Source organism: Roseovarius sp. MMSF_3298, from assembly GCF_030733705.1.
Taxonomy (GTDB): Bacteria; Pseudomonadota; Alphaproteobacteria; order Rhodobacterales; family Rhodobacteraceae; genus Roseovarius; species Roseovarius confluentis.
On sequence record NZ_JASHIN010000009.1, the window covers coordinates 35,331 to 59,436 of the forward strand.

Genomic DNA, 24,106 nt, shown 5'->3' on the forward strand with positions numbered 1-24,106 from the left:
TTACCCCACCGTAAGCCGCCACAGCACCCAGAGCGCCGCCAGCACTGTCGGATAGAACGTCGCCGCGAACCCGAAGGCCCGCAAGGGCGGCGCCACGTGGTACCCCACCCAGAACGCCACCCGCGCCACGGCAAAGCCGATCCCCAGCGCCAGCACCGTGCCCGCGCCCAGGAAAAAGCCAACCAGCGGCCAGATGCACAAGGCCAGCACCACCTGCTCGACCGTGTTCTGCAACACCCTGGCGTCGATCGCAGCACCGCCCGTCAGCGGCTGCCCGTCGATCGTGTCATCGTCGAAAAACCGCCGCTGCGCCAGCCGTCCGATCATCAGCACAAGCACCACGCCGGGGCCGAACGCAGCCCCCATCAGCGTCGGCTGCATCATCGCCATCGGCACCGGAATCTGGCGCCCGATCCACAGCACGGCCACGGCCCAGACGAGCCCCGCCGCCATGCCGACCAGGATCGTGGGCCGCTTTTGCATCAGGCTGCCCGCGCCTCGCGGATCAGCCGCAGGATATCCTGCGCCGCCTCGGGGATGTTGGTGCCGGGGCCGAAAATGGCCTTCACACCCGCCTTGGTCAGGAACTCGTAATCCTGTTGCGGAATGACCCCGCCGCAGATCACGATGATATCGCCCGCATCCTTGTCCTTCAGCGCATCGATCAGCTGCGGCGCCAACGTCTTGTGCCCTGCCGCCTGGCTGGAAATGCCGATCACGTGCACGTCGTTGTCGATGGCATCCTGCGCCGCCTCGTCCGGCGTCTGGAACAGCGGGCCGACATCCACGTCGAAGCCAATGTCGGCAAAGGCCGTGGCGATCACCTTGGCGCCCCGGTCATGCCCGTCCTGCCCCATCTTGACGACCAGCATCCGGGGCCGACGCCCCTCGTCCTCGGCAAAGGCCTCGACCGATTTCTGGATCGCGGCAAACCCCTCGTCACCCTCGTAGGCCTTGCCGTAGACCCCGGCCAGCGTTTTCACCTCGGCGCGGTGCCGTCCGAATTCCTTTTCCATGGCCATGCTGATTTCCCCCACAGTAGCCCGTGCCCGTGCCGCCTCGACCGCGGCCTCCAGCAGGTTGCCGCCGTCCTTGGCGCGGCGCGTCAGTTCATCCAGTGCTTTCGTGCAGGCGTCCTCGTCACGCTCGGCGCGGATGCGCTCCAGCGCCTCGACCTGCCCCTTGCGCACCTTGACGTTGTCCACGTCCAGGATGTCGATCGGATCTTCCTTGTCCTTGCGGTACTTGTTGACGCCGACGATCACCTCGTCGCCCCGGTCGATCATCGCCTGACGGGTCGCGGCACTTTCCTCGATCCGCAGCTTGGGCATGCCGCTGGCGACGGCCTTGGTCATGCCGCCCATTTCCTCGACCTCTTCCATCAGCTCCCACGCCTTTTCGGCCAGCTCGGCGGTCAGGCTTTCCACGTAATAGGACCCCGCCAGCGGGTCGACCACCGCCGTCACACCGGTCTCTTCCTGCAGGATCAACTGCGTGTTCCGCGCGATCCGCGCGCTGAAATCCGTGGGCAGCGCGATCGCCTCGTCCAGCGCGTTGGTGTGCAGGCTCTGCGTGCCCCCCAGAACTGCGCTCATCGCCTCGTAGGCGGTGCGCACCACGTTGTTGTAGGGGTCCTGTTCCTGCAGGCTGACCCCGCTGGTCTGGCAATGGGTCCGCAGCATCTTCGAGCGGTCGTTCTTCGCCCCGAACTCCGTCATGATCCTGTGCCACAGCAGGCGCGCCGCGCGCAGCTTCGCCGCCTCCATGAAGAAATTCATGCCGATGGCGAAAAAGAACGACAGCCGCCCGGCAAAGCGGTCCACGTCCATCCCCGCCTCGATCGCGGCCTTCACGTATTCGCGCCCGTCCGCCAGCGTATAGGCCAGCTCCTGCACCAGGTTCGCGCCCGCCTCCTGCATGTGATAGCCCGAGATGCTGATTGAGTTGAAGCGCGGCATCTCGTTCGCCGTGAACTCGATGATGTCGCTGACGATCCGCATGCTGGGCTCGGGCGGATAGATATAGGTGTTGCGCACCATGAACTCTTTCAGGATGTCGTTCTGGATGGTGCCCGACAGGGCGCTGCGGTCATGCCCCTGTTCCTCGCCCGCGACGATGAAGCTGGCCAGCACGGGGATCACCGCGCCGTTCATCGTCATGCTGACGCTCACCTGGTCCAGCGGGATGCCGTCGAACAGCACCTTCATGTCCTCGACGCTGTCGATGGCCACGCCCGCCTTGCCCACGTCGCCCACCACGCGCGGGTGATCGCTGTCGTAACCACGGTGCGTCGCCAGGTCGAAGGCGACGCTGACGCCCTGCTGCCCGGCCGCAAGGTTGCGGCGGTAGAACGCGTTCGATTCCTCGGCCGTGGAAAAGCCCGCGTATTGCCGGATCGTCCAGGGCCGCCCGGCATACATCGTGGCTTTCACGCCGCGCGTGAACGGCGCTTGCCCGGGGATGGTGCCAAGGTGGTCCATCCCCTCGACATCTTCCTCGGTGTAAAGCGGTTTGACGTCGATCCCCTCAAGGGTCTTCCACGTCAGGTCGTCCAGCGGGCGGCCCTTCAGCTCGCCTTCCGCGATCTTACGCCAATCGTCGGTTTTCGATCCCATCGTCTTGTCCTCTTCGCTTCTGGTCCGGGCGCGGGGTTGTCCCCGTCTTGGCCGGTCCGGTTTCCTCTGTCAGTTGCGCCAATCCTTCCGCCCCGGCACGCAGCCAGAACAGGTCATCGGCATAGGCCTCGCGCATGTCACGCAAGGCGGTGTCGTCGAACGGTTGCCACTTGCCAGGCCCCTCGGGCAGGCGCGCGGGGTCGCCGCCGCGATCCTTCACGATCCGGCGCAACTGGCCCAGGCCGGGGCCCTTGTTCATCCACTCCCGCGCATGGGCGCGCGGCATCGGGCCAAGCCCTGTCATGTGTTCCAGCACCCGCTCGGGCAGGCCACCGAAAATCTCGTAGGGCAGCACGGTCAGCTCGACCTTGGGCAGCGCGCAGGCCGCGTCCAGCACCACGTCGCGCCACAGCCGCGGCGAGGCCGCCAGCCTGTCCAGCGCCGCGCGGTGGGGCACGCGATGCCCCCGCGCCACGCCGTAGGACACGACCGACGCCCAGAAACTCTCGTGGCTGCGGATCGACAGGCAGGCCCGCGTCACCTGGCCGTCAAAGGCGTGGGCGAACCGTGCCAGCCGCTGGCCGATATCGGGATAAAGCCGCCCCTGCCGCAGGCAGCGACGCGGCGCGCCGATCATGTTCTCGTCGCTGATCACCAGCACCCGCGTCCCCGCGCGACGCGCCTTGGCTATATTGATCGCAATGCGGGCACGCGCGCGGTCCAACTGGTCCTGCGGCGGGCGCGGGCTGTCCACCGGCATCACCCCGGTCAGCAGGCCATCGCGCGTCTGTTTCGGGCCCCAGGCGGTGACGCCCATCCGCGACAACGCGGCGCGATTTTCCGCCAGATAAGCCTGAAATGTCGTGGTAGCCGTGCGGTGGGCCCCGATATGCAGAACAACATCCATGATCACGCGCCTTTCCCGTGCGGCCCGCGATACACGGGCGGTCGACCTTGCGTCGCGCAACCCTGCACCGCGGGACCTGACCACGGGATTAACGGTAAAATTTTCGCGGCCCTGCGGCCAAACGGCCTTCGCTTTCGGCGCCCCGGGCCTTATATCTGGTCGAGCAGGAGGCCAAATGCGCAAGCTGATCGTTCTTTCTTTTCTGGCGCTTACTTCGTTTTCATTCGTCGCGAACAGCGCCCGCGCGACCGATGTATCGCTGAATGACGGGATCATACTTCCCGGCGAAAGCGTCGATTTGAAAGAATTTCTCTGGATAAAGCGCCCCATCGTCGTCTTTGCGGACAACGCCTCGGACCCGCGATACATCGAACAGATGAACTTCATCACCGACCGGCTGGATGATCTGGACCGGCGCGACGTCGTGGTCCTGACAGACACCGACCCGTCCGCCGACAGTGTCCTGCGTCGCACGCTGCGCCCGCGCGGCTTCATGCTGGCGCTCATCGGCAAGGACGGCAAGGTCGAGCTGCGCAAACCCGCGCCGTGGAGCGTGCGCGAGCTTTCGCGCGCGATCGACAAGATGCCCATCCGGCAACAGGAAATCCGCGACCGGCTGAGCGGCAACTGATCCCCCGCGCCATTCATGCCCGCTCTCCCACCGCGACCACCAGAACGCGGTTGGCGCGGTCCATCAGCATCAGCGTGCCCTCGGTCGTCTCATAGGCCAGCACGGTCTCAGGCCGCATCAGAAGGCGGCGGAATTCCACCCCCACCTTGCCCTCCATGCAGGGCCGCGCCTCCAGCCCTGCGCGGCGCATCCCCATGCCAAAGGTGCGCTGCATGTTGACCGCATCGACCATCGCCGCATCCGGCGTCATCTCCGGGTCGTCCAGCGCCGCAACGCCTCGGCGCGGCAATGCGCGCAGCATGTCGGGCACATTGCGCTCCACCGGCACCCCGGCGCCGATATCCGAGCTTACCAGCCGAAACGCCGCCGCGGAACACCGCGCCTTGGACGAAAACGCCAGCGTTTCCCCCAGGCTGAACCACGGCGCCAGCCGCGCCCGCATCGACACCTCGTCGTCGCGCGTGCAGGCGCCCAGCAGGACCGCGCCCGCCATCGCCACCGGCAGGATATGATGGCCGCTAAGGCTCACCGCGTCATTCGAACTCCATGATCACGTCATCCACCGCCAGGCTGTCACCCGGACCGGCGTTGATCTTGGTCACCAGGGCCTTTTTCTCGGCCCGCAGGATGTTTTCCATCTTCATCGCCTCCACGGTGCACAGCGCCTGGCCTTCCTGCACCTCGTCGCCCTCCGCGACGTTCACGCTGACGATCAGGCCCGGCATCGGGCACAGCAGCATCTTCGATGTATCAGCGGCAAGTTTCTCGGGCATTAACAGCGCCAGTTCCGCCTGCCGGGGCGTGCGCACATGCACCTTCAGATCCGCGCCCCGGTTGCGGATGCGGAACCCGCCCGAGACCTTGCCGACCTTCAGCACCAGCGTCTCGTCATCCACGTTCAGCACCGCCAGCGCGTCGCCCGGCGTCCAGCCGCTGGAGACCCGGTGGCTGCCGCCATCCGCAAAGGTCACCGTCGCGCCATCGCGATCCGCGTCGATGCTGACCTCGAAACTGATGCCTTGCAGGCTGACGACCCAATCCTCGCCCACGCGGCGCTCGTGGTTGTCCATCCGGCCCGACACCCGCGTGCGCCGGATTTCCGCCACCCGGTGCATCGCAGCACAACTGGCCGCGATCCGCCGCAGCGCCGCCTCTTCCAGTTCCACGCCCTCGAACCCGTCCGGGTACTCTTCGGCAATGAACGCCGTGGTCATGTCGCCCGACACGAACTTGGGATGATCCATCACCGCGCTGAGGAACGGCAGGTTGTGCCCGATCCCTTCCAGTTCGAAGCTGTCCAGCGCAACGCGCATCGCCTCGATGGCCGCGCCCCGGTCGGGCGCCCATGTGCACAGCTTGGCGATCATCGGGTCGTAATACATGCTGATCTCGCCGCCCTCATAAACGCCGGTATCATTGCGCACCGCCGTCTCTCCGGCCTCGGCCTCGTCCTGCCACTTGCCCTTGTCCAGCAGCGGCCCAGCCGCCACCTCCACCGGCGGGCGATAGCGTACCAGCCGCCCAATGGAGGGCAGGAAGTTCCGATACGGATCCTCGGCATAAAGCCGGCTTTCCATCGCCCAGCCCGTCAGCGTGACGTCGTCCTGGTTCAGCGACAGCTTTTCGCCCGCCGCGACGCGGATCATCTGCTCCACCAGGTCCACGCCGGTGATCAGCTCCGTCACCGGATGCTCCACCTGCAGGCGCGTGTTCATCTCGAGGAAATAGAAGTTCTTGTCGCCATCGACGATGAACTCCACCGTGCCCGCGCTGGAATAGCCCACCGCATGGGCCAGCGCCACGGCCTGCTCGCCCATCGCCTTGCGGGTTTCGGCGTCCAGGAACGGGCTCGGCGCTTCCTCGATCACCTTCTGGTTCCGCCGCTGGATCGAGCATTCCCGTTCGCCCAGGTAAATCCCGTTGCCGTGGCTGTCGCACAGCACCTGGATCTCGATATGGCGCGGTTGCGTCACGAACTTCTCGATGAACATCCGGTCGTCGCCGAAACTGCTGGCCGCCTCGTTCTTCGACGCCTGGAAGCCCTCGCGCACCTCCTCGGCATTCCACGCGATCCGCATACCCTTGCCGCCGCCGCCCGCGCTGGCCTTCAGCATCACCGGAAAGCCGATCTCTTCCGAGATCTTCAGCGCCTCCTCGGCATCCTCGATCAGGCCCATATGGCCGGGCACGGTGTTCACATCCGCCTCGGCGGCGATCTTCTTTGAGGTAATCTTGTCGCCCATCGCCTCGATCGCGCCCTTGGGCGGCCCGATAAAGGCCACGCCCGCGGCCTCCAGCGCCTCGGCGAACTTGGGGTTCTCCGACAGGAAACCATAGCCGGGATGCACCGCCTCGGCGCCCGTCTGCTTTAGGGCGTCCATCACCTTGTCGATGACGATATATGACTCCGAGGCGGGCGGCGGGCCAATATGCACCGCCTCGTCGGCCATCTCCACATGCAGCGCGTGGCGGTCGGCGTCCGAATAGATCGCCACAGTCGATATGCCCATCTTGCGCGCCGTCTTGATGACCCGGCAGGCGATCTCGCCCCGGTTGGCGATCAGGATTTTCTTGAACATCTCACGTCCCCTTCAGTCTTGCCCGCCCCGGCACGCCCGCCGGTCGGAAGTGATACGAAAAAGACCACCGCCCCGCTGCCGCGAGGGGTGGTCTGATACAGGTTGAATCGCCCGGAAACCGGGCGCGCTATTCAGGCTACAGGCATTTTTCCGGGTAGACTTGGCAGAACGCCACGTTGCCCGCGGCGCCGACGGCCGCCCCGGTAAGCAGCGATCCCCCCACGACGGCCGCTGCGCCGGTGCCCGCGGCCCCGCCGAAAAGCGCCTGTTCCGGCACGGTGTTGCCGCAGGCCGCAAGCGGGCCCAGAAGCCCCAGAACAAGGAAAGGTTTGACCAACTGCATCGTATATCGCCTCGCGCGCTATGATTATGACTGCGCGCAGTCAATGCCATGGCGGGCCCCGCGTCAAAGCGGTCCTTGCCCCGCCGCCGGATTTGGGCGACCTCCCGCCTACCTTTGCAAACCTCTGACCGTGCAGCAAAAAAGGGCGGCCTTTGCAATACTGCAAAAGGCCGCCCATCAGGGGAAGGGTAACGGTTTAGACGGTATGTCTCGGCCCATTGGGGAAAGGCCGCCACTACAGGTTCGAAATTGCACGCAATCGCTCGTTGCGCCAAGCTGGAAATCTCAGCTTGCGGATGATCGGCTGTAATTCGCGTGTATTTCCAAGGCGTCGGCAAAAACGTGCCTAAATAAGGGACCGGAATTGAGCCAATCATTCCCACCCCCCTCCGTCGAAGGCGTCGGGAAAGGCGCGCTGCGCCGCCGGAACATCCAGAATCAGCAACGCCTCGTAACTCTCCGAATCGAACGGATCTTCCGCCGGCAGCACCTCGCGCCCAAAGAGCCAGCTCAGCCGCCCGGCATCCAGGTTGCCCCGCTCGAAGGGCTGACCCCCGAAATTCTCCCACAGCGCGCGGACAAAAGCCGCATCCGCCCGCTTGTCCGCAGGCCGGCGGTCGCGATAGCGTTCGCGCCGCACGATGGCGGTGGCGCCCTTCGGATTGGCGCGGCGAATGGTGAACTGGAAATCGCTGCCCGGCAGTCGGCCCGGGAACCCGCGGTGCTTGATCATGACCCACCTCCGCCATTGCGAAGGGACCGCCGGATCTCGTCTTGGGTCAGGACAGGCCCGAGGGCCTGCCCCTGTCGTGTGTCCGCGTGCTTACTTGAGCTTGCCGGTGTAAGTCGGCTCGGTCGAGATCGGCTCGGGATCGACCACGACGAATTCTTCTTCTTGCTGCTGCTGGGCGCAGGCTGCCACGAGGGCAACCAGACCAACCGCGAGGACGCTCTTGATGCTGTTCGACATTTTTGTCTCCTGTCTCTGTACTCCAACAGATGACGCGCATAACGCCCCACCTGCCCCTCGTTCAAGGGATGGGTCACGGGTTTGTAACCGAGTGTGAACATAGCGGAATCCATCCGATTTTCATACGTGGCCGGCGCAATCCCGCCCGCCTGTGTCTGGAAAGCCTCAAACCGGCGAGGGCCTGCGCTTTGACCCGCAAGATATTGTGCTTCCATCAGAACAGCTCCAAGATACAGGCGGCGTCCGCGACCGAGAAGCTCTCGAAAATCTGCACCACATCTGGGTCGAATTGCCCGAATTGCGAGGGCCTGTCGGCCAGCGAGATCACGATGCGATCCGGGGTCGTTTCGCTCATGTCGATCCGCTCCAGCGCATACCCGTTGCAAAGGTATTCCAGGTCGGCGGCCTGGGTCTCGAAATCCTCCGTGCCGGTAAAGCCCTCGGCAATGAAGCGAAAGCGCACCGTCAGCCCCATCGCCGCCTCGCCGGTGATGACCTCCTGCAATTCCGCCTCCAGCCCCGACGGCAGGACAAGGCGCTCCTCCTCTTGCGCCTCGCCCTGCTCTGGGGCGGCCAGCGCGATCAGCGCGGCCAGCGTCCCTGCACATATCCCCTTCATCGCGCCCACCTCGTCCAGCGCGCCACATGGCGCGGATCGGCCAAAAGCGCCGCGATGCTCTCCTCTAGCCGGGCGCGGTCGTGCCGCCCCTCGACCTGCCCGCCCGCGGTCACGGTGACGCCACCGCCGGCCTCGGCAACCCGCACCACCGGCGCAAACCCCCGCACCTGCCGCAAGGCGCGCCACAGGTCCTGCCGCACCTGCTGCGCCAGCGCCAGCTTGCGCACAGGGCCAAAGCGCGCCTCGGCGCTCACGTCGAACCGCACCGGCACCCGCCGCGCCACGGTCACGGCATCCGCCTCACGCAGGATATGAAACCCCTTGCTCATTCTTGCTCGCACCCTCGACCGTCCTCGTAGGGTGGGTGAAAACCCACCATCCGCGCAACTTGGGCTTTCGCCCACCCTACACCGCCCTCTAGAGCGGAATATTGTCGTTCTTCTTCCACGACAGCTTGCTGTGCCGAGCATTGACCGCACCGTGTCTCTACCAAAAAAGTCATGGTTTTGGCAGCAACCCTACAACCGCTGAAGCGTCTGCAGTTAGACCTAAAGGTGTGCTCGCGCCATTGTATCCCAGCCGAGCCCAGCGCCTGATTTTCTCCCAGCGGGTCTCAAATTCCTTGTCAATTTCCGCAAACTCGATTGCGAATGAGGCAACAATTGATTTGATTTTGCGACGCACTTCAGCATCGGACGCCGCAACTGCCTCTGCTTGCGCCTGATGGCACACCATGTTCATTGAAAGAAGCAGATTTCTTTTAGCGTATTCGTCTATTGGCCAATCACTTATGTCTGCGATCAACTCTTGGGTGTGTGCGATAAAGGCCGGTCGATCCAGTTCGTAGGTATCAGCGTCTAGGGCTTCAGTTACAGCGGCTGAAATCACGTCAACTTCCGACATTGCAGAATAGAACCAAGCGCGCAGGTTTGATGGTGATGCGGACGCCAAAGAGGCGCACAAATCCTCTCTAAGATCTCGCAATTTCCGCGTGTAAATGTCGCGCCTCTCTTCCCGCCGGAACTCGCAGGTTGCCACCTCTTCCACAGCATCCGTCAACAGGTGTAAAATGTTCAGAAAACCATCAGGACCGTCGCTCTTAATCGCCTCAGAAACTATTGAAACTATCTGCTCGCCTTTGTTCTCGCGGCGAACAACGCGTACAACTTTGTGAAGGACCTGTTGTAGTCTTTCGATCGCCAACATTGATCTGCCTCACAACGGAATATTGTCGTGCTTCTTCCACGGCAGCTTGCGCTTCTTGTGGCGCAGCGCGGCAAAGGCCCGGCTCACCCGCTTGCGCGTGCTGCGCGGCTGGATCACCTCGTCGATGAATCCCCGCTCGGCGGCCACGAAGGGGTTGGCGAAACGCGCCTCGTAATCCGCCGTGTGCTTGGCGATCTTCTCGTCATCGCCCAGGTCAGCGCGGTGGATGATCTCCGTCGCGCCCTTGGCGCCCATCACCGCGATCTCGGACGTGGGCCAGGCATAGTTGATGTCCCCCCGCAGGTGCTTGGAAGACATCACCACGTAAGCCCCGCCATAGGCCTTGCGCGTGATCACCGTCACCTTCGGCACCGTCGCCTCGCCATAGGCAAAGAGCAGCTTCGCGCCGTGCTTGATCACCCCGTTATGCTCCTGGCTTGTACCGGGCAAAAAGCCCGGCACATCCACGAAAGTCAGGATCGGGATCTCGAAACAATCGCAGAACCGCACGAACCGCGCCGCCTTGCGGCTGCTGTCGATGTCCAGACACCCGGCCAGCACCATCGGCTGGTTCGCCACGACTCCCACCGTGCGCCCTTCCAGACGAATGAACCCGGTGACCATGTTCTTCGCGAAATCCTCCTGGATCTCGTAGAAATCGCCCTCGTCGGCGATCTTCACGATCAACTCCTTCATGTCGTAAGGCATGTTGGGGTTGTCGGGGATCAGCGTATCCAGGCTGGTCTCGGCGCGGTTCACATCGTCGAAGAACGGGCGCACCGGCACAGGCTCGCGGTTGTTCAGCGGCAGGAAGTCCACCAGCCGCCGCACCTCGGCCATCGCCTCCACGTCGTTCTCGAAGGCCGCATCGGCGACCGAGGACTTTTTCGTATGGGTCGAGGCCCCGCCTAGCTCCTCGGCCGTGACCTGCTCGTTGGTGACGGTCTTCACCACGTCGGGGCCGGTCACGAACATGTAGGAACTGTCGCGCACCATGAAGATGAAGTCGGTCATCGCGGGGCTATACACCGCCCCACCCGCGCAGGGCCCGGTGATCACGCTGATCTGCGGCACCACGCCCGACGCCTCGATATTGCGCTGGAACACCTCGCCATAGCCCGCAAGGCTGTCCACGCCTTCCTGGATCCGCGCACCGCCCGAGTCGTTGATGCCGATGACCGGCGCGCCATTCTGCATCGCCATGTCCATGATCTTGCAGATCTTCATTGCGTGCGTATGCGACACCGATCCGCCCAGCACGGTGAAATCCTGGCTGAAGACGTACACCTGACGCCCGTTGATCGTGCCCCAGCCGGTCACCACGCCATCGCCGTAGGGCCGGTTCTTCTCCATCCCGAAATCGGTACAGCGATGGGCGACGAACATGTCGAACTCTTCGAAACTGTCCTCGTCCAGCAGAAGGTCGATCCGCTCCCGCGCGGTCAGCTTGCCCTTCTCGTGCTGGCCGTCGATACGTTTCTGCCCGCCGCCCAGCCGCGCGTTGCCGCGGCGCGTGTCCAGTTCCTGCAGGATATCTTTCATGCTGTCCCCCTCGTTGACTGGCGCGACCCTACTGGTTGCGCGCGGGCCATCCAAGAAAATTTCCGCAAATTTGCCAAATCTGGCGAAGCGGTGCTTGCTAACTTGCAAATCTGCAAATTTACCCTCTTGGCGCCGCTCTCGGATGACACGAAGCCCTCCGAACAATCACCAGCCAACAGAAAACGGAGGGCCACTCCCCAACTGCAGGGCGCACCGACGCCGGACACGACCCGTATCACGCAAAGACCGGCGTACAGAACTGTGCTATACCTTGGATTAGCGGAGGACGAACCGATGAGTTTTGTTTCAATCACGACATGGAGAATGGTGGGGGAGACCGAGACCTTCGCGCACGTGAAGGAACTGATGGAGCGAAAATACTTTCCGGGGCTTCTTGCCCTGGGCGCCGAACATTCGATGCTCGTCGATACCGACCTGGACCGGTTCGCCATTGTGACGGTCTACCCCTCCCGCGAGGTGCGCGATCAAACCTTCGCACGCATATCGGCACTTCGCAGCGAAGGCGCGGAAGAATTCGGGGCAGAATTGATGGATGCCTACGCCGGAGACATGCTGGCTTCGTCCGGGAACTGAAACCATTCGCCTGAGGCCCGAGGCGACAGCAAGGGGCAAAACGCGGACAGCATTCCGCTCACCGCCCCGTCTGGACATCCCCCGCACTCCGGGATAGCGCCTTCGCCATGCCCACCGTCCGCTTCCTCGACCGCAGCACACCGCCGCATATCTTCACCCTGATCGTGCTGGCAGGGATCTCGACGCTGGCGCTCAACATCTTCCTGCCGTCCCTGCCCGGCATGACCGCCTATTTCGAGACCGATTACGGCGTGATGCAACTTGCCGTCGCGGGCTATCTCGGGATCAACGCCATCTTGCAACTGCTGATCGGCCCGATCTCCGACCGGGTCGGGCGCCGCCCGGTGATCCTTGGCGGGCTGGTGATCTTTCTGCTCGCAACGCTTGGCTGCCTGCTGTCGACCAACATCTGGATCTTCCTGATCTTCCGCATGTTCCAGGGCGGCATCGTCGCCGCGATGGTCCTGTCGCGCGCCGTGGTGCGCGACATGGTCCCGGCCGACCGGGCCGCTTCGATGATCGGCTATGTCACCATGGGCATGTCGGTCGTGCCCATGATCGGCCCGGCCATCGGCGGTGCGCTGGATGCCGCCTTCGGCTGGCACGGCAGCTTCTGGGCGCTTTTCGCCATGGCCGCGGCCGTCCTCTGGCTGGTCTGGAACGACCTCGGCGAAACCGCCCCGCTCGAAGGCCGCACCTTCCGCGACCAGTTCGTCGAATACCCCGAACTTTTCACTTCCTACCGCTTCTGGGGCTACGCGCTGGCCGCCGCGCTCTCCTCCGGCGCCTTCTTCGCCTACCTGGGCGGCGCGCCCTTCGTGGGCACAGAGGTTTTCGGACTCAGCCCGTCGGAACTCGGCCTCTTCTTCGGCGCCCCCGCCGTTGGCTATTTCACCGGCAACTTCCTGTCGGGCCGCTTCTCCACCCGGATCGGCATCAACCGCATGGTCTTCTACGGCGCGCTCGCCAACGCCATCGGCCACGGCATCAACCTCGCCACACTCTATGCCGGGATCAGCACGCCGGTCACCTTCTTCGGCCTGATGACATTGATGGGCCTCGGCAACGGCATGACCATCCCCAACGCCACCGCCGGCGCGCTGTCCGTCCGCCCCAGCCTCGCGGGCACCGCCAGCGGCCTTGCCGGCTTCCTGATGATCGGCGGCGGCGCCGGGCTTTCGGCTCTGGCCGGTGCCCTGCTGGGCCCCGGCACCGGGGCCTTCCCGCTGGTGTGGCTGATGCTGCTGACGGCCATTGGCGGCATCCTCGCCATTACACTCGTCATCCTGCGCGAACGGCAGTTGGGCGCGCCCTCTATCTGAACCCTGCCCTTGCGCACACCGCTTTGCAAATCTAAACCTTCGCTTACGCAAACCTGCAAAGCGAGCCACCCATGGCCACCCAGAAACTCTATGCCGGCGCCAAGCTGCGCGAAACGCGCCAGCGCCTCGCCCTGACGCAAAAGGATTTCGCCGCCAAGCTCGGCGTCTCCCTGCCCTACCTGAACCAGATGGAGAACAACAATCGCCCGGTCTCCACCACGGTCATCCTCGCCCTGGCGCAGGAATTCGGCTTCGACGTCACGGAACTGGCGACCGGCGACGCAGAACGGCTGGTGACGGACATGCGCGAGGCGATGGCCGATGCCGTCTTCGCCGACGACACGCCCAGCCTCAGCGACCTGCGCCTGACCGCCTCCAACGCCCCCGCCATGGCCCGCGCCTTTCTCGAACTGCACCGCGCCTACCGCGACACCCACGAACGCCTCGCCTCCCTCGACGAGGCGCTGGGGCGCGAGGATGCACGCCCCCAGACCTCTCCCTGGGATGAGGTGCGCGACTTTTTCCATTACTGCGACAACTACATCGACGCCGTCGACCGCGCAGCGGAACATTTCGCCGGCCCCGCGTCCGGTCCCCGCCGCATCACCGACCTGGCCGAGTCGCGGCTGGATGCGCTCGGCATCAAGGTCGTGGACAGCGACGACCCGAGGATGCGCCACTACGACCGCGACGCGCGCATCCTGTACCTCTCGAACCACGCCGAGCCCGAGACCCGCCGCTTTCAGCTCCTCCTGCAAGTGGCTCTGCTGACACAGGAAAAGCTGATCGAGGCCACGCTCGATTTCGCCCGATTCCAGTCCGACGCGGCGCGCGACATCGCCAAGATCGGCCTTGCGAACTACTTCGCCGGGGCGGCGCTGATGCCCTACACGGCGTTCCTTCAGGCGGCGCAAGACCACCGGCACGACCTCGAACGCCTCGCCACCCGCTTCGGCGCGTCCATCGAACAGGTCTGCCATCGCCTCTCTACCCTGCAACGCCCCGGCGCCAAGGGTGTGCCCTTCTTCTTCGTCCGGGTCGACCAGGCCGGTACGATCACCAAACGCCATTCCGCCACGCGGTTGCAATTCGCCCGCTTCGGCGGTGCCTGCCCGCTCTGGAACGTCCACCGCGCGTTCGAGACCCCCGGCCGCTTCCTGCGCCAGCTGGCCGAAACCCCCGACGGCGTGCGCTACATCAGCCTTGCCCGCGACGTCTCCAAGCGCGGCGGGCACTTTGGCGCCCCCGTCCGCCGCTTCGCCATCGCCCTCGGCTGCGAGGTGAAACACGCCGACGCCCTGGTCTACGCCGACGACCTCGACCTGACGCTCTCACAAGCCTACGAGCCCATCGGCATCTCCTGCCGCATCTGCGAGCGCACGCACTGTCACCAGCGCTCGGTCCCGCCCCTGGAACGCCGTCTGCAGGTTACCCCCGACGAACGCGGCGTTCTGCCCTACAAGGTAGGATAGCCGCGCGGCAGCCCTTGAACCCACCCGTCCCGGACTTGATCCGGGACCTCTTGCGTAGGGTGGGTTTCCAACCCACCACCCCCAAAAAAGAAAACCCCCGGCCAAACCGGGGGTCCTCCAATGCTCACGGATAAAGCCTGAAATCAGGCCATCCACCAGCGCTCCATCCAGCGCTCGCCGTCCATTTCCCAGTTCGACGCCATTTCGCCGTGCGCGACCTTGTCGCCGACCGCGAAGACATAGTTGGCAAACATCGGGATCACGACGCCGCCCTGGTTGGCCACCAGGTCCTGCATCTCGTAATACATCTCCCGGCGCTTGTCCTCGTCCAGCTCGGCGCGGGCCTTGACCAGCAGCTCCTCGAACCGGTCATTGCACCAGAAGCTGTCATTCCACGCCGCCCCGCACTGGTAGGCGGTGGCGAACATCTGGTCCTCGACCGGACGGCCGCCCCAGTAGACGGCGGTGAACGGCTTCTTCATCCACACGTCCGACCAGTAGCCGTCCTTGGGTTCGCGCACCACGTTGATGTTGATGCCCGCTTCCTTGGCCGAGGCCTGGTACAAAATTGCCGCATCCACCGCGCCGCTGAACGCCGCATCCGACGACGACAGGTTGATGTCGATGCTGTCCAGACCGGCTTCCTTGAGGTGGAACTTCGCCTTGTCGGGGTCGTACGTCTTCTGCTCCATCTCGGAGTTATGATAGCGCTGACCCTCGCCGATGGGATGGTCATTCCCGACCGAGCCATAACCGAACAGGATCTTCTCGACCATTTCCTCGCGGTTGATCCCCCATTTCAGGGCCTGACGGATGTTGTTGTCCGTGTAAGGATCGGTGTTGGTGGACATCGCGAAGGTGTAATGCTGCGTGCCCGCGACCGACTCGATGCTCACGCCGGGGTTGCGGCCCAGCAGGTTCGCGGCCTTCAGGTCGACCCGGTCGATCGCATGCACGTCGCCCGAGACCAGCGCCGTGGTCCGCGCGTTCTGGTCCACCACGCACAGCATCTCGATCGTGTCGAACCACGCCACGTCGTCGCGCCAGTGGTTCGGGTTGCGCTCGAACTGGCTGCTCACCCCGGCGTCGAAATTCTTCAGGATGTAGCTGCCGCAGCCATTGCCGGACTGCCAGTCGATACCGTCTTCCGTCGCCGGGCAGACCACCAGGTGATAATCCGACAGGATGAACGGGAAGTCGGCGTTGCCGCCATCCAGCGTGAAGACGACCGTGTCGTCGCCCTCGGTGGTGATGTCGGCGATCGGCGCCACGATCGGCCCCGCGGCCGAGGTCGAATTCTCGCCCCGGTGATGGTTGATCGACGCCACCACGTCCTCCACGGTCAGCGACTTGCCGTCATGGAACGTCACGCCCTGGCGGATCTTGAAGCGCCACTCGCTGGCATCCTCCGACGCTTCCCAGCTTTCGGCCAGTTCCGGCACCAGCGAGCCGTCGGGGGCAACTTCGGTCAGACGCCCGTGAACGCCAAAGCCCAGCGCCAGCATGTAACCGTTCTCCCACTGGCCCGGGTCCAGCGTATCCGTCGTCTGGCCGTGACCCTTGGCCACGCGCAGGTCACCGCCGCGTTTCGGCGTGCTCTGGGCGAAGGCGCCCATCGGCAGGGCCGCCGCGGCACCCGCCGCGACCGTGGTTTTCAGAAATCCGCGACGGTCCAGAAGTCCGCCTTTGATCAATGACATGTCATGTTCTCCCTTGTTGACACGATACTGTTTTATGCTCTGCGCATGACGCGCATATGTCTCGGATGGTCCGATGCGTCCCGGCGCGCGCTTGTCGTACACGCAGCGCCTCGCGTCGGTCCGGAATGTCCGGAAACGACATTGCGGCAACCTTAGACGCCACGCACGACCACGTGCAACGCGAAAGCTACGGACATCCCATCCTTACTCCCCAGCCTTCTGTTGGTGCCGACAATACGTTTATTGATTGACGAGTCAATCAAAACTCAATACCGACTCCCGTTATCACCTTCGGAGGACGAATTGCCCAAGATCGGAATGGAACCGCTTCGGCGCTCGGCGCTGGTCGAGGCCACGATCCACGAGATCGGCGCGCGCGGCTCGCTCGACGTGACCGTCAGCCAGATCGCCCGCCGCGCCGGCATGTCCTCGGCGCTGGCGCATCACTATTTCGGCTCCAAGGAACAGATCTTCGCCGCCGCCATGCGCCATATCCTCACCCTCTACGGGGCCGAGGTGCGCGGCGCGCTCATCATGGCCAGGACGCCCCGCCAGCGGCTCGAGGCCATCGTCCGCGCCAGCTTCGCCCCCGGCCAGTTCCGCGACGAGATGATCGCCGCCTGGCTCAACTTCTACGTCCAGGCCCAGAAATCCGACGAGGCGCGCCGCCTTCTGCATGTCTACCACCGCCGCCTGCGCTCCAATCTGCACCACGCCTTCCGCCAGCTTGCCCCGGCGGAGGAGGCCCGCACCCTCACGCGCGGTCTGGCCGCGATGATCGACGGTCTTTATATCCGGCAGGCGCTGCACAGCGCACCGCTCTCGGGCGAAACCGCCATCGGTGTGCTGCTGCACTACATCGACACCTCACTCCCGGAAGGCGCCCCCACATGACACGTCCCAATATCCTCATCTTCATGGTCGACCAGCTGAACGGAAAATTCTTTCCCGACGGCCCCGCCGACTGGCTGCACGCGCCCAACCTCAAGGCGCTCGCCGCCCGCTCGACCCGGTTCAAGAACGCCTACACCGCCTCGCCGCTCTGCGCGCCCGGCCGCGCCAGTTACATGTCCGGCCTCCTGCCGTCGCGCAGCCGCGTCTATGACAACGCCGCCGAATTCTCCGCCGACATTCCCACCTACGCGCACCACCTGCGCCGCGCGGGCTACCAGACCTGCCTGTCGGGCAAGATGCACTTCGTCGGCCCCGACCAGCTTCACGGCTTCGAGGAACGCCTGACCACCGACATCTACCCCGCCGATTTCGGCTGGACGCCCGACTACCGCAAACCGGGCGAGCGGATCGACTGGTGGTACCACAACATGGGCTCGGTCACCGGCTCCGGCGTGGCCGAGATTTCCAACCAGATGGAATATGACGACGAGGTCGCTTATAACGCCACCCGCAAGGTCTATGACTACGGGCGCGGCAAGGACGACCGCCCGTGGTGCCTGACGGTCAGCTTCACCCACCCGCACGATCCTTACGTCGCGCGCAAGAAATACTGGGACCTCTACGAAGACTGCGAGCACCTCCTGCCCGAAGTGCCCGCGATGGATTACGAGGATCACGACCCCCACTCCCAGCGCATCTTCGACGCCAACGACTGGCGCAGCTTCGATATCACCGAAGAGGACATCCGCCGCTCCCGCCGCGCCTATTTCGCCAACATCTCCTATCTCGACGACAAGATCGGCGAGGTGATGGAGGCCCTGCGCGGCACGCGGCAAGAGGACGACACGATCATCCTCTTCGTTTCCGACCACGGCGACATGCTGGGCGAGCGCGGCCTGTGGTTCAAGATGTCCTTCTTCGAGGGCTCGTCGCGGGTGCCACTCATGATCTCCGCCCCGTCGATGAAACTCGGCCTCGTCACCGAGCCGGTCAGCAACATCGACGTCTGCCCCACCCTGTGCGACCTCGCCGGCGTGGACATGTCCGAGGTCATGCCCTGGGTCGCCGGCGAAAGCCTCGTGCCGACGGGACAGGGCTCAGCCCGCAAAAGCCCCGTCGCCATGGAATACGCCGCCGAGGCCTCCTATTCGCCGCTCGTCGCCCTGCGGCACGGACGCTGGAAATACACCAACTGCGCGCTCGACCCCGAACAGCTCTTCGACCTTGACGCCGACCCGTACGAGCTCACCAACCTGGCCGAAGACCCCGCGCACAAGGCCACCCTCGAACGCTTCCGCGTCGAGGCCGCCGCCCGCTGGGACCTAGAGGCGTTCGATGCCCAGGTCCGCGAAAGCCAGGCCCGCCGCTGGGTCGTCTACGAGGCGCTGCGCCAGGGCGGCTACTTCCCGTGGGACTACCAGCCGCTGCAAAAGGCCTCTGAGCGCTACATGCGCAACCACATGGACCTCAACGTGGTCGAGGAAAACGCCCGCTACCCGAGGGGCGAATGATGCTCACCGTCTATGGCCGCGCCACCTCCTCCAACGTGCAACTGGTCATGTGGACCCTCGCCGAGCTTGGCCTCGACTGCGAGCGGCTCGACTATGGCCACGCCCATGGCGGCCTCGACACGCCCGAATTCGGGTCGATGAACCCGCACCGCAAGGTCCCCGTCTTGCGCGACGGCGACCTCGTGGTCTGGGAAAGCACCGCCATCCTGCGCTACCTCGCGTCGCGCTACGGCGACGGCGGCGCCTTCTGGCCCGCCGATCCTGCCTTGCGCGCGCCCGTCGACATGTGGGCCGAATGGGCCAAGAGCACGCTGGTCGCAGGCTTCACCCACCCCATATTCTGGCCCCGCGTCCGCACACCCGCCGCCGACCGCGACGAGGCCCGCCTCGCCGCCGCCATCACCGCTTTCGACGGCCACCTCGCGCGCCTCGCCGACCAGCTCGACGCACAGCCCTACATCTGCGGCGACCACTTCACCGCCGCCGACATCGTCGCGGGTCACCTGCTTTTCCGCTGGTTCACCATCGACGTCCCCCGCGCCGCCAACCCGACGGTCGAGGCCTATTACAACCGCCTCACCCAGCGCCCCGCCTACCAGACCCACGTCATGGTCCCCTACGACGCGCTGCGGGTGGAGGGCGCCTGATGCGTCTTCCTCTGGCCATAAATATCCGCGGGGGTTGGGGGCTGGCCCCCAATCCGAGCCCACCATCCAAGCGAGGTTCCTGATGCAAGCCGATTACGTCATCGTCGGGGCCGGCAGCGCCGGGTGCGCCATGGCCTACCGCCTGTCCGAGGCGGGCCATTCCGTGCTCGTGATCGAACATGGCGGCACCGATGCCGGCCCCTTCATCCAGATGCCCGGCGCGCTCAGCTACCCGATGAACATGAAGATGTACGATTGGGGCTACCGTACCGAACCCGAACCGCATCTTGGGGGTCGCCGCCTCGCCGCCCCGCGCGGCAAGGTCATCGGCGGGTCCTCCTCGATCAACGGCATGGTCTACGTGCGCGGCCACGCCCGCGACTTCGACCACTGGCGCGACGAAGGCGCCACCGGCTGGGGCTATGCCGACGTCCTGCCCTACTACAAGCGCCTGGAAAACTGGACCGATGCCGGCCATGGCGGCGACCCCGACTGGCGCGGTTCCGACGGCCCGCTGCACGTCACCCGCGGCCAGATGGCCAACCCCCTCACCCGCGCCTTCATCGAGGCCGGCGAACAGGCCGGCTATCCCGTCACCCCCGACTATAACGGCGAACAGCAGGAAGGCTTTGCGCCCTTCGAGATGACCGTCCACAAGGGCCAGCGCTGGTCTGCCGCCAACGCCTACCTCAAGCCTGCCCTGAAGACCGGCAAATGTGACGTCGTCCGCGGCCTCGCCGCCCGCGTCGTGTTCGAGGACGGCCGCGCGGTTGGCGTCGAGGTCACCCGCAAGGGACGCCAGGAGATCATCCGCGCAAACGCCGAGGTGATCCTCTCGGCCTCCGCCTTCAACTCGCCCAAGCTTCTGATGCTCTCCGGCATCGGCCCGGGCGCACATCTCGCCGAACACGGTATCGACGTGATCGCCGACCGCCCCGGCGTCGGAGCGAATCTTCAGGACCATCTGGAGGTCTACGTCCAGATGGCCGCCTCCCAACCGGTCAGCCTCTACAAGTACTGGAACCTGCCCGGCAAGGCGCTCGTCGGCCTCACCTGGCTGCTGGGCAAGACCGGCCCCGGTGCCACGAACCAGTTCGAATCCTGCGGATTCATCCGCTCGGCGGCGGGCGTGGATTACCCCGACCTGCAATTCCACTTCCTGCCCATCGCCGTGCGCTATGACGGACAGGCGGCGGCCGAAGGCCACGGATACCAGGCCCATGTCGGCCCCATGCGTTCCGAGAGCCGCGGGCACGTCACCCTCAATTCCGCCGACCCCGCCGCGCCGCCGAAGATCTTCTTCAACTACATGAGCTGCGACAGCGACTGGCAGGATTTCCGCCGCGCCATCCGTCTCACGCGCGAGGTCTTCGCCCAGGACGCCTTTGCTCCGTTCTCAAAACACGAGATTCAGCCCGGCGCGGACGTGCAGTCCGACGACCAGATCGACGATTTCATCCGCGAACACGCCGAAAGCGCCTATCACCCCTGCGGCACCTGCCGCATGGGCCGGGCGGACGATCCGCGCAGCGTCGTGGACCCCGAGGGCCGCGTGATCGGCGTTTCGGGCCTGCGCGTCGCCGACAGCTCGGTCTTTCCGCGCATTCCCAACGGCAACCTCAACGCGCCCTCGATCATGGTAGGCGAGAAGATGGCCGATCTCGTCCTCGACCGCGCGCTTCCCGCAGACAACGCCCAGGCCTGGATTCACCCCGACTGGCAGACCGCGCAACGCTGATCCCCGCGCCGGTTTGATCCGCATCAAGGTGCGCGCCCCGGCGCGCGCCTAACCTCTCCTTCGACACGCGAACACCAAGGAGGACCCCGGATGTCACACACCCCGCACGAGCTGCACGAAGAATTCCCCGACATGGCCGACCGCATCACGGCGCTGAAAACCTCGGACGCGCATTTCGCCCGGCTGATGGACGACTACCACGCGGTCAACCGGCAGGTTCACGCGGCGGAAACCAACGTGACCCCGGTCGCGCCCGCCGCCGAGACGGACATGCGCAAGGAGCGCGCCCGGCTGAAGGACGAGCTCTACGCGATTCTCAGCGCCTGACACATCCGGGTCGACCGCCCCTTACCGCACCGCCCGGTGCGGTAAGGCCGCCGCGTGCGAAAAATCGCACCGTCGCGTTACCACCCAGATACCGACGCGATACCGACGTGCTATTTTTGAGGTTCCTGTCGAAATTAACCAAGTGATTCAATACTTGGTCTGATGCGCAGCGGGCGTCACCGCGCGCCGCTTCAGCACGGCCTCGCGCCAACTGATGAAGCTGACCGATCCCACGATCACCAGCCCGCCCAAAATGACCCACGGATCAAAGGGTTCGGCAAAGAACGTCACCCCCAACAGCACCGCCCAGACCAGCTGCAGGAACGTCACCGGCTGCGTCACCGCCAGCGGGGCCGCACGAAACGCCAGTGTCATGGTGTAATGCCCGCCCGTGGCAAAGGCCGCCACGCCCATCAAAATCACCAGTTCCCAAAGGGTTGGCGTCACCCAATTGCTCAATGCGACAGGCGCCAGCCCGATCGTCACGGTGATCGACAGCATCGCCACGACCAGCCCCGGACTGCAGCGATCGGACAGCATCTTGGCCAGCAGGTACGACCCGCCAAAGGCAACCGCCGTGAACAGCATGGCGAAATGCCCCGATTGCAACTCGCGAAAGCCCGGGCGCAGGATGATCAGCGCCCCGCACAGCGCGACAAGGATCGCCACCACCCGCCGCAAGGCCAGCTTTTCGCCCAGGAACAAGGCCGCCCCCAGCGTCACGTAGATCGGCGAAAGGTAGTTCATCGCGGTCACATCCGCGATGGGAATGCGCGCCATGGCAAAGAACCACAAACCCACCCCGGCCGAATGCGCGATGCCGCGCGCAGCGATCAGACCCCAGGTTCCGCGATCCAGTCGCAACCGGCTCAGCGTGCCCAGCATTGGCAATAGGAAGATCAGCCCCAGCACATAGCGCAGGAACGCCGCCTCGGGCGCGGGGATGCGGGTGCCCAAAAGCTTGACCATGGCAGTCACGCCGACGAACAGAACACCGGTCACGACCATCCAGAAAACACCCCAGCCGGGCCGTGCATTCAACTCTGAACTCATGGCCGCATAAAGCCTCCGCCGCTCCGGGATGTCGAGCGCAAAAGCACGGGTTTTTCAGAGGCCGTTAACCTCGTCCTGCCATGATTGCGCCAAGGCAAGCCTTGTCGCGGTGGCAAAATTTTTCGAAAAAATTTTGCGCCCGTCGGCGCGGCAGGCGCTCAGATCTTCTCTTGCGTGTACTTGCGCAGTTCCGCCCGCGCCACCTGCCGCCGATGCACCGCGTCCGGCCCGTCCGCCAGACGCAGGGTGCGCAGGTGCGTCCACATCGCCGCCAGCGGCGTGTCCTGGCTGATGCCCTGCGCGCCGAACATCTGGACGGCCTCGTCCACGACCTTCAGCGCCACCTTGGGCGCCACGACCTTGATCTGGCTGATCCACGGCGCCGCCGCCCGCGCGTCGCCCTGGTCCATCATCCATGCCGCCTTCAGGCACAAGAGCCGCGCCTGCTCGATCTCCATCCGGGCCTCGGCGATATAATCGAAATTCGCCCCCAGCTGCGCCAGCGGCTTGCCAAAGGCCTCACGCTGCAAGGCGCGGCGGCACATCAGCTCCAGCGCCGCCTCGGCCTGCCCGATGGCGCGCATGCAATGGTGGATGCGCCCCGGCCCCAGCCGCCCCTGCGCGATCTCGAAGCCGCGCCCTTCGCCAAGCAGCATGTTCTCGGCCGGAACCCGCACATCGGTAAAGCGGAAATGCATGTGCCCATGCGGCGCATCGTCCGCACCGTAAACCGTCATTGGTCTAAGTTTTTCAATGCCTTGCGTGTCGGCAGGCACCACGATCATCGAATGCCGCTGGTGCTTTGGCATGTCGTCATCGCCAGTCTTGGCCATCACGATATAGACCGCGCAGCGCGGGTCACCCGCCCCCGTCGCCCACCATTTCTCGCCGTTCAGGACATAGTCGTCCCCGTCCCGCACACAGCTCAGCGAGATGTTCGTCGCATCCGAACTCGCCACGTCGGGTTCCGTCATCAGGTAGGCCGACCGGATGTCCCCCTCCAGGAGCGGTTGAAGCCAGCGGGTCTTCATCTCGTCGGTGCCGTATTTCTGGAACACTTCCATGTTGCCGGTGTCGGGCGCGTTGCAATTGAACACCTCCGCCGCCATCGGAGTTTTGCCGATTTCCTCTGCAAAATAAGCGTATTCCACCGTGCTCAGTCCCGCGCCGTCCTCGCCATCGGTCAGCCAGAAATTCCACAGCCCCGCCGCCTTGGCCTGCTGCTTCAACCCTTCGAGGATCTCGGCCTGACGCTCGGTATACGTCCAGCGATCTCCCTTCCCGATCTCGTCGTGATAAGGGGCCTCCATCGGCATGATGACATCGCGGACCATGGTGCGCACCCGGTCAAGCAAGTCGGCAATATGCGGTCGGATCTCGAAATTCATGGCGGTCCCTCCCCGGTCGCGGCTGCATCCCGTGATGCCACGCCGCCC

Annotated in this window: 24 protein-coding genes; 9 read left to right on the plus strand and 15 right to left on the minus strand. The window is 64.8% G+C overall.

The window, feature by feature from the left end; translation table 11 throughout:
* Genes RBB18_RS10005 through RBB18_RS10015 form a run of 3 tightly spaced genes read right to left on the minus strand, consistent with a single transcriptional unit; the run spans position 1 to position 3,522 of the window.
* On the minus strand, positions 1 to 483 hold the full coding sequence (locus RBB18_RS10005) for an MAPEG family protein (protein ID WP_103763937.1): 483 nt from the start codon (positions 481 to 483) through the stop codon (positions 1 to 3).
* Positions 483 to 2,615, minus strand: a complete 2,133-nt coding sequence (scpA, locus tag RBB18_RS10010) for a methylmalonyl-CoA mutase (protein WP_103763938.1) — start codon at positions 2,613 to 2,615, stop codon at positions 483 to 485. The genes RBB18_RS10005 and scpA overlap by 1 nt, the downstream gene beginning before the upstream one ends.
* Positions 2,587 to 3,522, minus strand: coding sequence for a hypothetical protein (locus RBB18_RS10015; protein ID WP_306111288.1), 936 nt, complete (start codon positions 3,520 to 3,522; stop codon positions 2,587 to 2,589). Before RBB18_RS10015 ends, scpA begins: the two co-directional genes overlap by 29 nt.
* A 175-nt stretch (positions 3,523 to 3,697) precedes the next feature.
* Here RBB18_RS10015 and RBB18_RS10020 point away from each other — a divergent pair, with 175 nt between their 5' ends.
* A complete protein-coding gene (locus RBB18_RS10020; RefSeq protein WP_306111289.1) occupies positions 3,698 to 4,153 on the plus strand; it encodes a DUF4174 domain-containing protein in 456 nt (151 codons plus the stop codon).
* Between the two features lie 13 nt (positions 4,154 to 4,166).
* Here the strand turns inward: RBB18_RS10020 and RBB18_RS10025 are convergent, their stop codons facing one another.
* The 9 genes from RBB18_RS10025 to RBB18_RS10065 all read right to left on the minus strand — a co-directional run bounded on the left by RBB18_RS10025 (position 4,167) and on the right by RBB18_RS10065 (position 11,412).
* Entirely contained in the window at positions 4,167 to 4,682 is a 516-nt protein-coding gene (locus RBB18_RS10025; RefSeq protein ID WP_306111290.1) for a hypothetical protein, read from the minus strand.
* 4 nt (positions 4,683 to 4,686) lie between these two features.
* Entirely contained in the window at positions 4,687 to 6,732 is a 2,046-nt protein-coding gene (locus RBB18_RS10030) for an acetyl/propionyl/methylcrotonyl-CoA carboxylase subunit alpha (protein ID WP_306111291.1), read from the minus strand.
* A 136-nt stretch (positions 6,733 to 6,868) separates the two neighbouring features.
* A complete protein-coding gene (locus RBB18_RS10035) occupies positions 6,869 to 7,075 on the minus strand; it encodes a hypothetical protein (RefSeq protein WP_103763943.1) in 207 nt (68 codons plus the stop codon).
* Positions 7,076 to 7,448: 373 nt separating this feature from the next.
* Positions 7,449 to 7,808: a hypothetical protein gene (locus tag RBB18_RS10040; protein WP_306111292.1), complete on the minus strand. Its 360-nt coding sequence runs from the start codon at positions 7,806 to 7,808 to the stop codon at positions 7,449 to 7,451.
* Between the two features lie 90 nt (positions 7,809 to 7,898).
* On the minus strand, positions 7,899 to 8,045 hold the full coding sequence (locus RBB18_RS10045) for a hypothetical protein (RefSeq protein WP_170067231.1): 147 nt from the start codon (positions 8,043 to 8,045) through the stop codon (positions 7,899 to 7,901).
* Between the two features lie 214 nt (positions 8,046 to 8,259).
* Positions 8,260 to 8,664, minus strand: coding sequence for a DUF6497 family protein (locus RBB18_RS10050; protein WP_306111293.1), 405 nt, complete (start codon positions 8,662 to 8,664; stop codon positions 8,260 to 8,262).
* Positions 8,661 to 8,993: a hypothetical protein gene (locus RBB18_RS10055; RefSeq protein WP_306111294.1), complete on the minus strand. Its 333-nt coding sequence runs from the start codon at positions 8,991 to 8,993 to the stop codon at positions 8,661 to 8,663. Before RBB18_RS10055 ends, RBB18_RS10050 begins: the two co-directional genes overlap by 4 nt.
* Before the next feature lie 169 nt (positions 8,994 to 9,162).
* Positions 9,163 to 9,870: a hypothetical protein gene (locus tag RBB18_RS10060; protein WP_306111295.1), complete on the minus strand. Its 708-nt coding sequence runs from the start codon at positions 9,868 to 9,870 to the stop codon at positions 9,163 to 9,165.
* A gap of 9 nt (positions 9,871 to 9,879) precedes the next feature.
* A complete protein-coding gene (locus RBB18_RS10065; RefSeq protein WP_103763946.1) occupies positions 9,880 to 11,412 on the minus strand; it encodes an acyl-CoA carboxylase subunit beta in 1,533 nt (510 codons plus the stop codon).
* Between the two features lie 324 nt (positions 11,413 to 11,736).
* Between RBB18_RS10065 and RBB18_RS10070 the strand changes: the two genes are divergently transcribed.
* The 3 genes from RBB18_RS10070 (at position 11,737) to RBB18_RS10080 (ending at position 14,800) form a co-directional block, all read left to right on the plus strand.
* Entirely contained in the window at positions 11,737 to 12,006 is a 270-nt protein-coding gene (locus tag RBB18_RS10070; protein WP_306111296.1) for a hypothetical protein, read from the plus strand.
* 107 nt (positions 12,007 to 12,113) lie between these two features.
* Positions 12,114 to 13,328, plus strand: coding sequence for a multidrug effflux MFS transporter (locus RBB18_RS10075; protein WP_103763948.1), 1,215 nt, complete (start codon positions 12,114 to 12,116; stop codon positions 13,326 to 13,328).
* A 71-nt stretch (positions 13,329 to 13,399) separates the two neighbouring features.
* A complete protein-coding gene (locus tag RBB18_RS10080; protein WP_306111297.1) occupies positions 13,400 to 14,800 on the plus strand; it encodes a short-chain fatty acyl-CoA regulator family protein in 1,401 nt (466 codons plus the stop codon).
* 143 nt (positions 14,801 to 14,943) lie between these two features.
* Here RBB18_RS10080 and RBB18_RS10085 read toward each other — a convergent pair whose 3' ends face one another.
* Positions 14,944 to 16,500, minus strand: coding sequence for an ABC transporter substrate-binding protein (locus RBB18_RS10085; protein ID WP_103764088.1), 1,557 nt, complete (start codon positions 16,498 to 16,500; stop codon positions 14,944 to 14,946).
* 303 nt (positions 16,501 to 16,803) lie between these two features.
* Here RBB18_RS10085 and betI point away from each other — a divergent pair, with 303 nt between their 5' ends.
* The 5 genes from betI (at position 16,804) to RBB18_RS10110 (ending at position 21,617) form a co-directional block, all read left to right on the plus strand.
* Positions 16,804 to 17,394: a transcriptional regulator BetI gene (betI, locus tag RBB18_RS10090; protein ID WP_170067232.1), complete on the plus strand. Its 591-nt coding sequence runs from the start codon at positions 16,804 to 16,806 to the stop codon at positions 17,392 to 17,394.
* On the plus strand, positions 17,391 to 18,905 hold the full coding sequence (gene betC / locus RBB18_RS10095; RefSeq protein WP_306111298.1) for a choline-sulfatase: 1,515 nt from the start codon (positions 17,391 to 17,393) through the stop codon (positions 18,903 to 18,905). Before betI ends, betC begins: the two co-directional genes overlap by 4 nt.
* Positions 18,905 to 19,552 carry a glutathione S-transferase family protein gene (locus tag RBB18_RS10100; RefSeq protein WP_103763952.1) on the plus strand — a complete coding sequence of 216 codons (648 nt, stop codon included), beginning with the start codon at positions 18,905 to 18,907 and terminating at the stop codon, positions 19,550 to 19,552. Before betC ends, RBB18_RS10100 begins: the two co-directional genes overlap by 1 nt.
* An 82-nt stretch (positions 19,553 to 19,634) precedes the next feature.
* Positions 19,635 to 21,290 (plus strand): choline dehydrogenase, encoded by a 1,656-nt coding sequence (betA, locus tag RBB18_RS10105; RefSeq protein ID WP_103763953.1) that lies wholly within the window; start codon positions 19,635 to 19,637, stop codon positions 21,288 to 21,290.
* 90 nt (positions 21,291 to 21,380) lie between these two features.
* Positions 21,381 to 21,617, plus strand: a complete 237-nt coding sequence (locus RBB18_RS10110) for a YdcH family protein (RefSeq protein WP_103763954.1) — start codon at positions 21,381 to 21,383, stop codon at positions 21,615 to 21,617.
* Between the two features lie 147 nt (positions 21,618 to 21,764).
* Here RBB18_RS10110 and RBB18_RS10115 read toward each other — a convergent pair whose 3' ends face one another.
* Entirely contained in the window at positions 21,765 to 22,670 is a 906-nt protein-coding gene (locus RBB18_RS10115) for a DMT family transporter (protein ID WP_274593390.1), read from the minus strand.
* A gap of 158 nt (positions 22,671 to 22,828) precedes the next feature.
* Positions 22,829 to 24,058 (minus strand): acyl-CoA dehydrogenase family protein, encoded by a 1,230-nt coding sequence (locus RBB18_RS10120; RefSeq protein ID WP_306111299.1) that lies wholly within the window; start codon positions 24,056 to 24,058, stop codon positions 22,829 to 22,831.
* Positions 24,059 to 24,106: the final 48 nt, after the last annotated feature.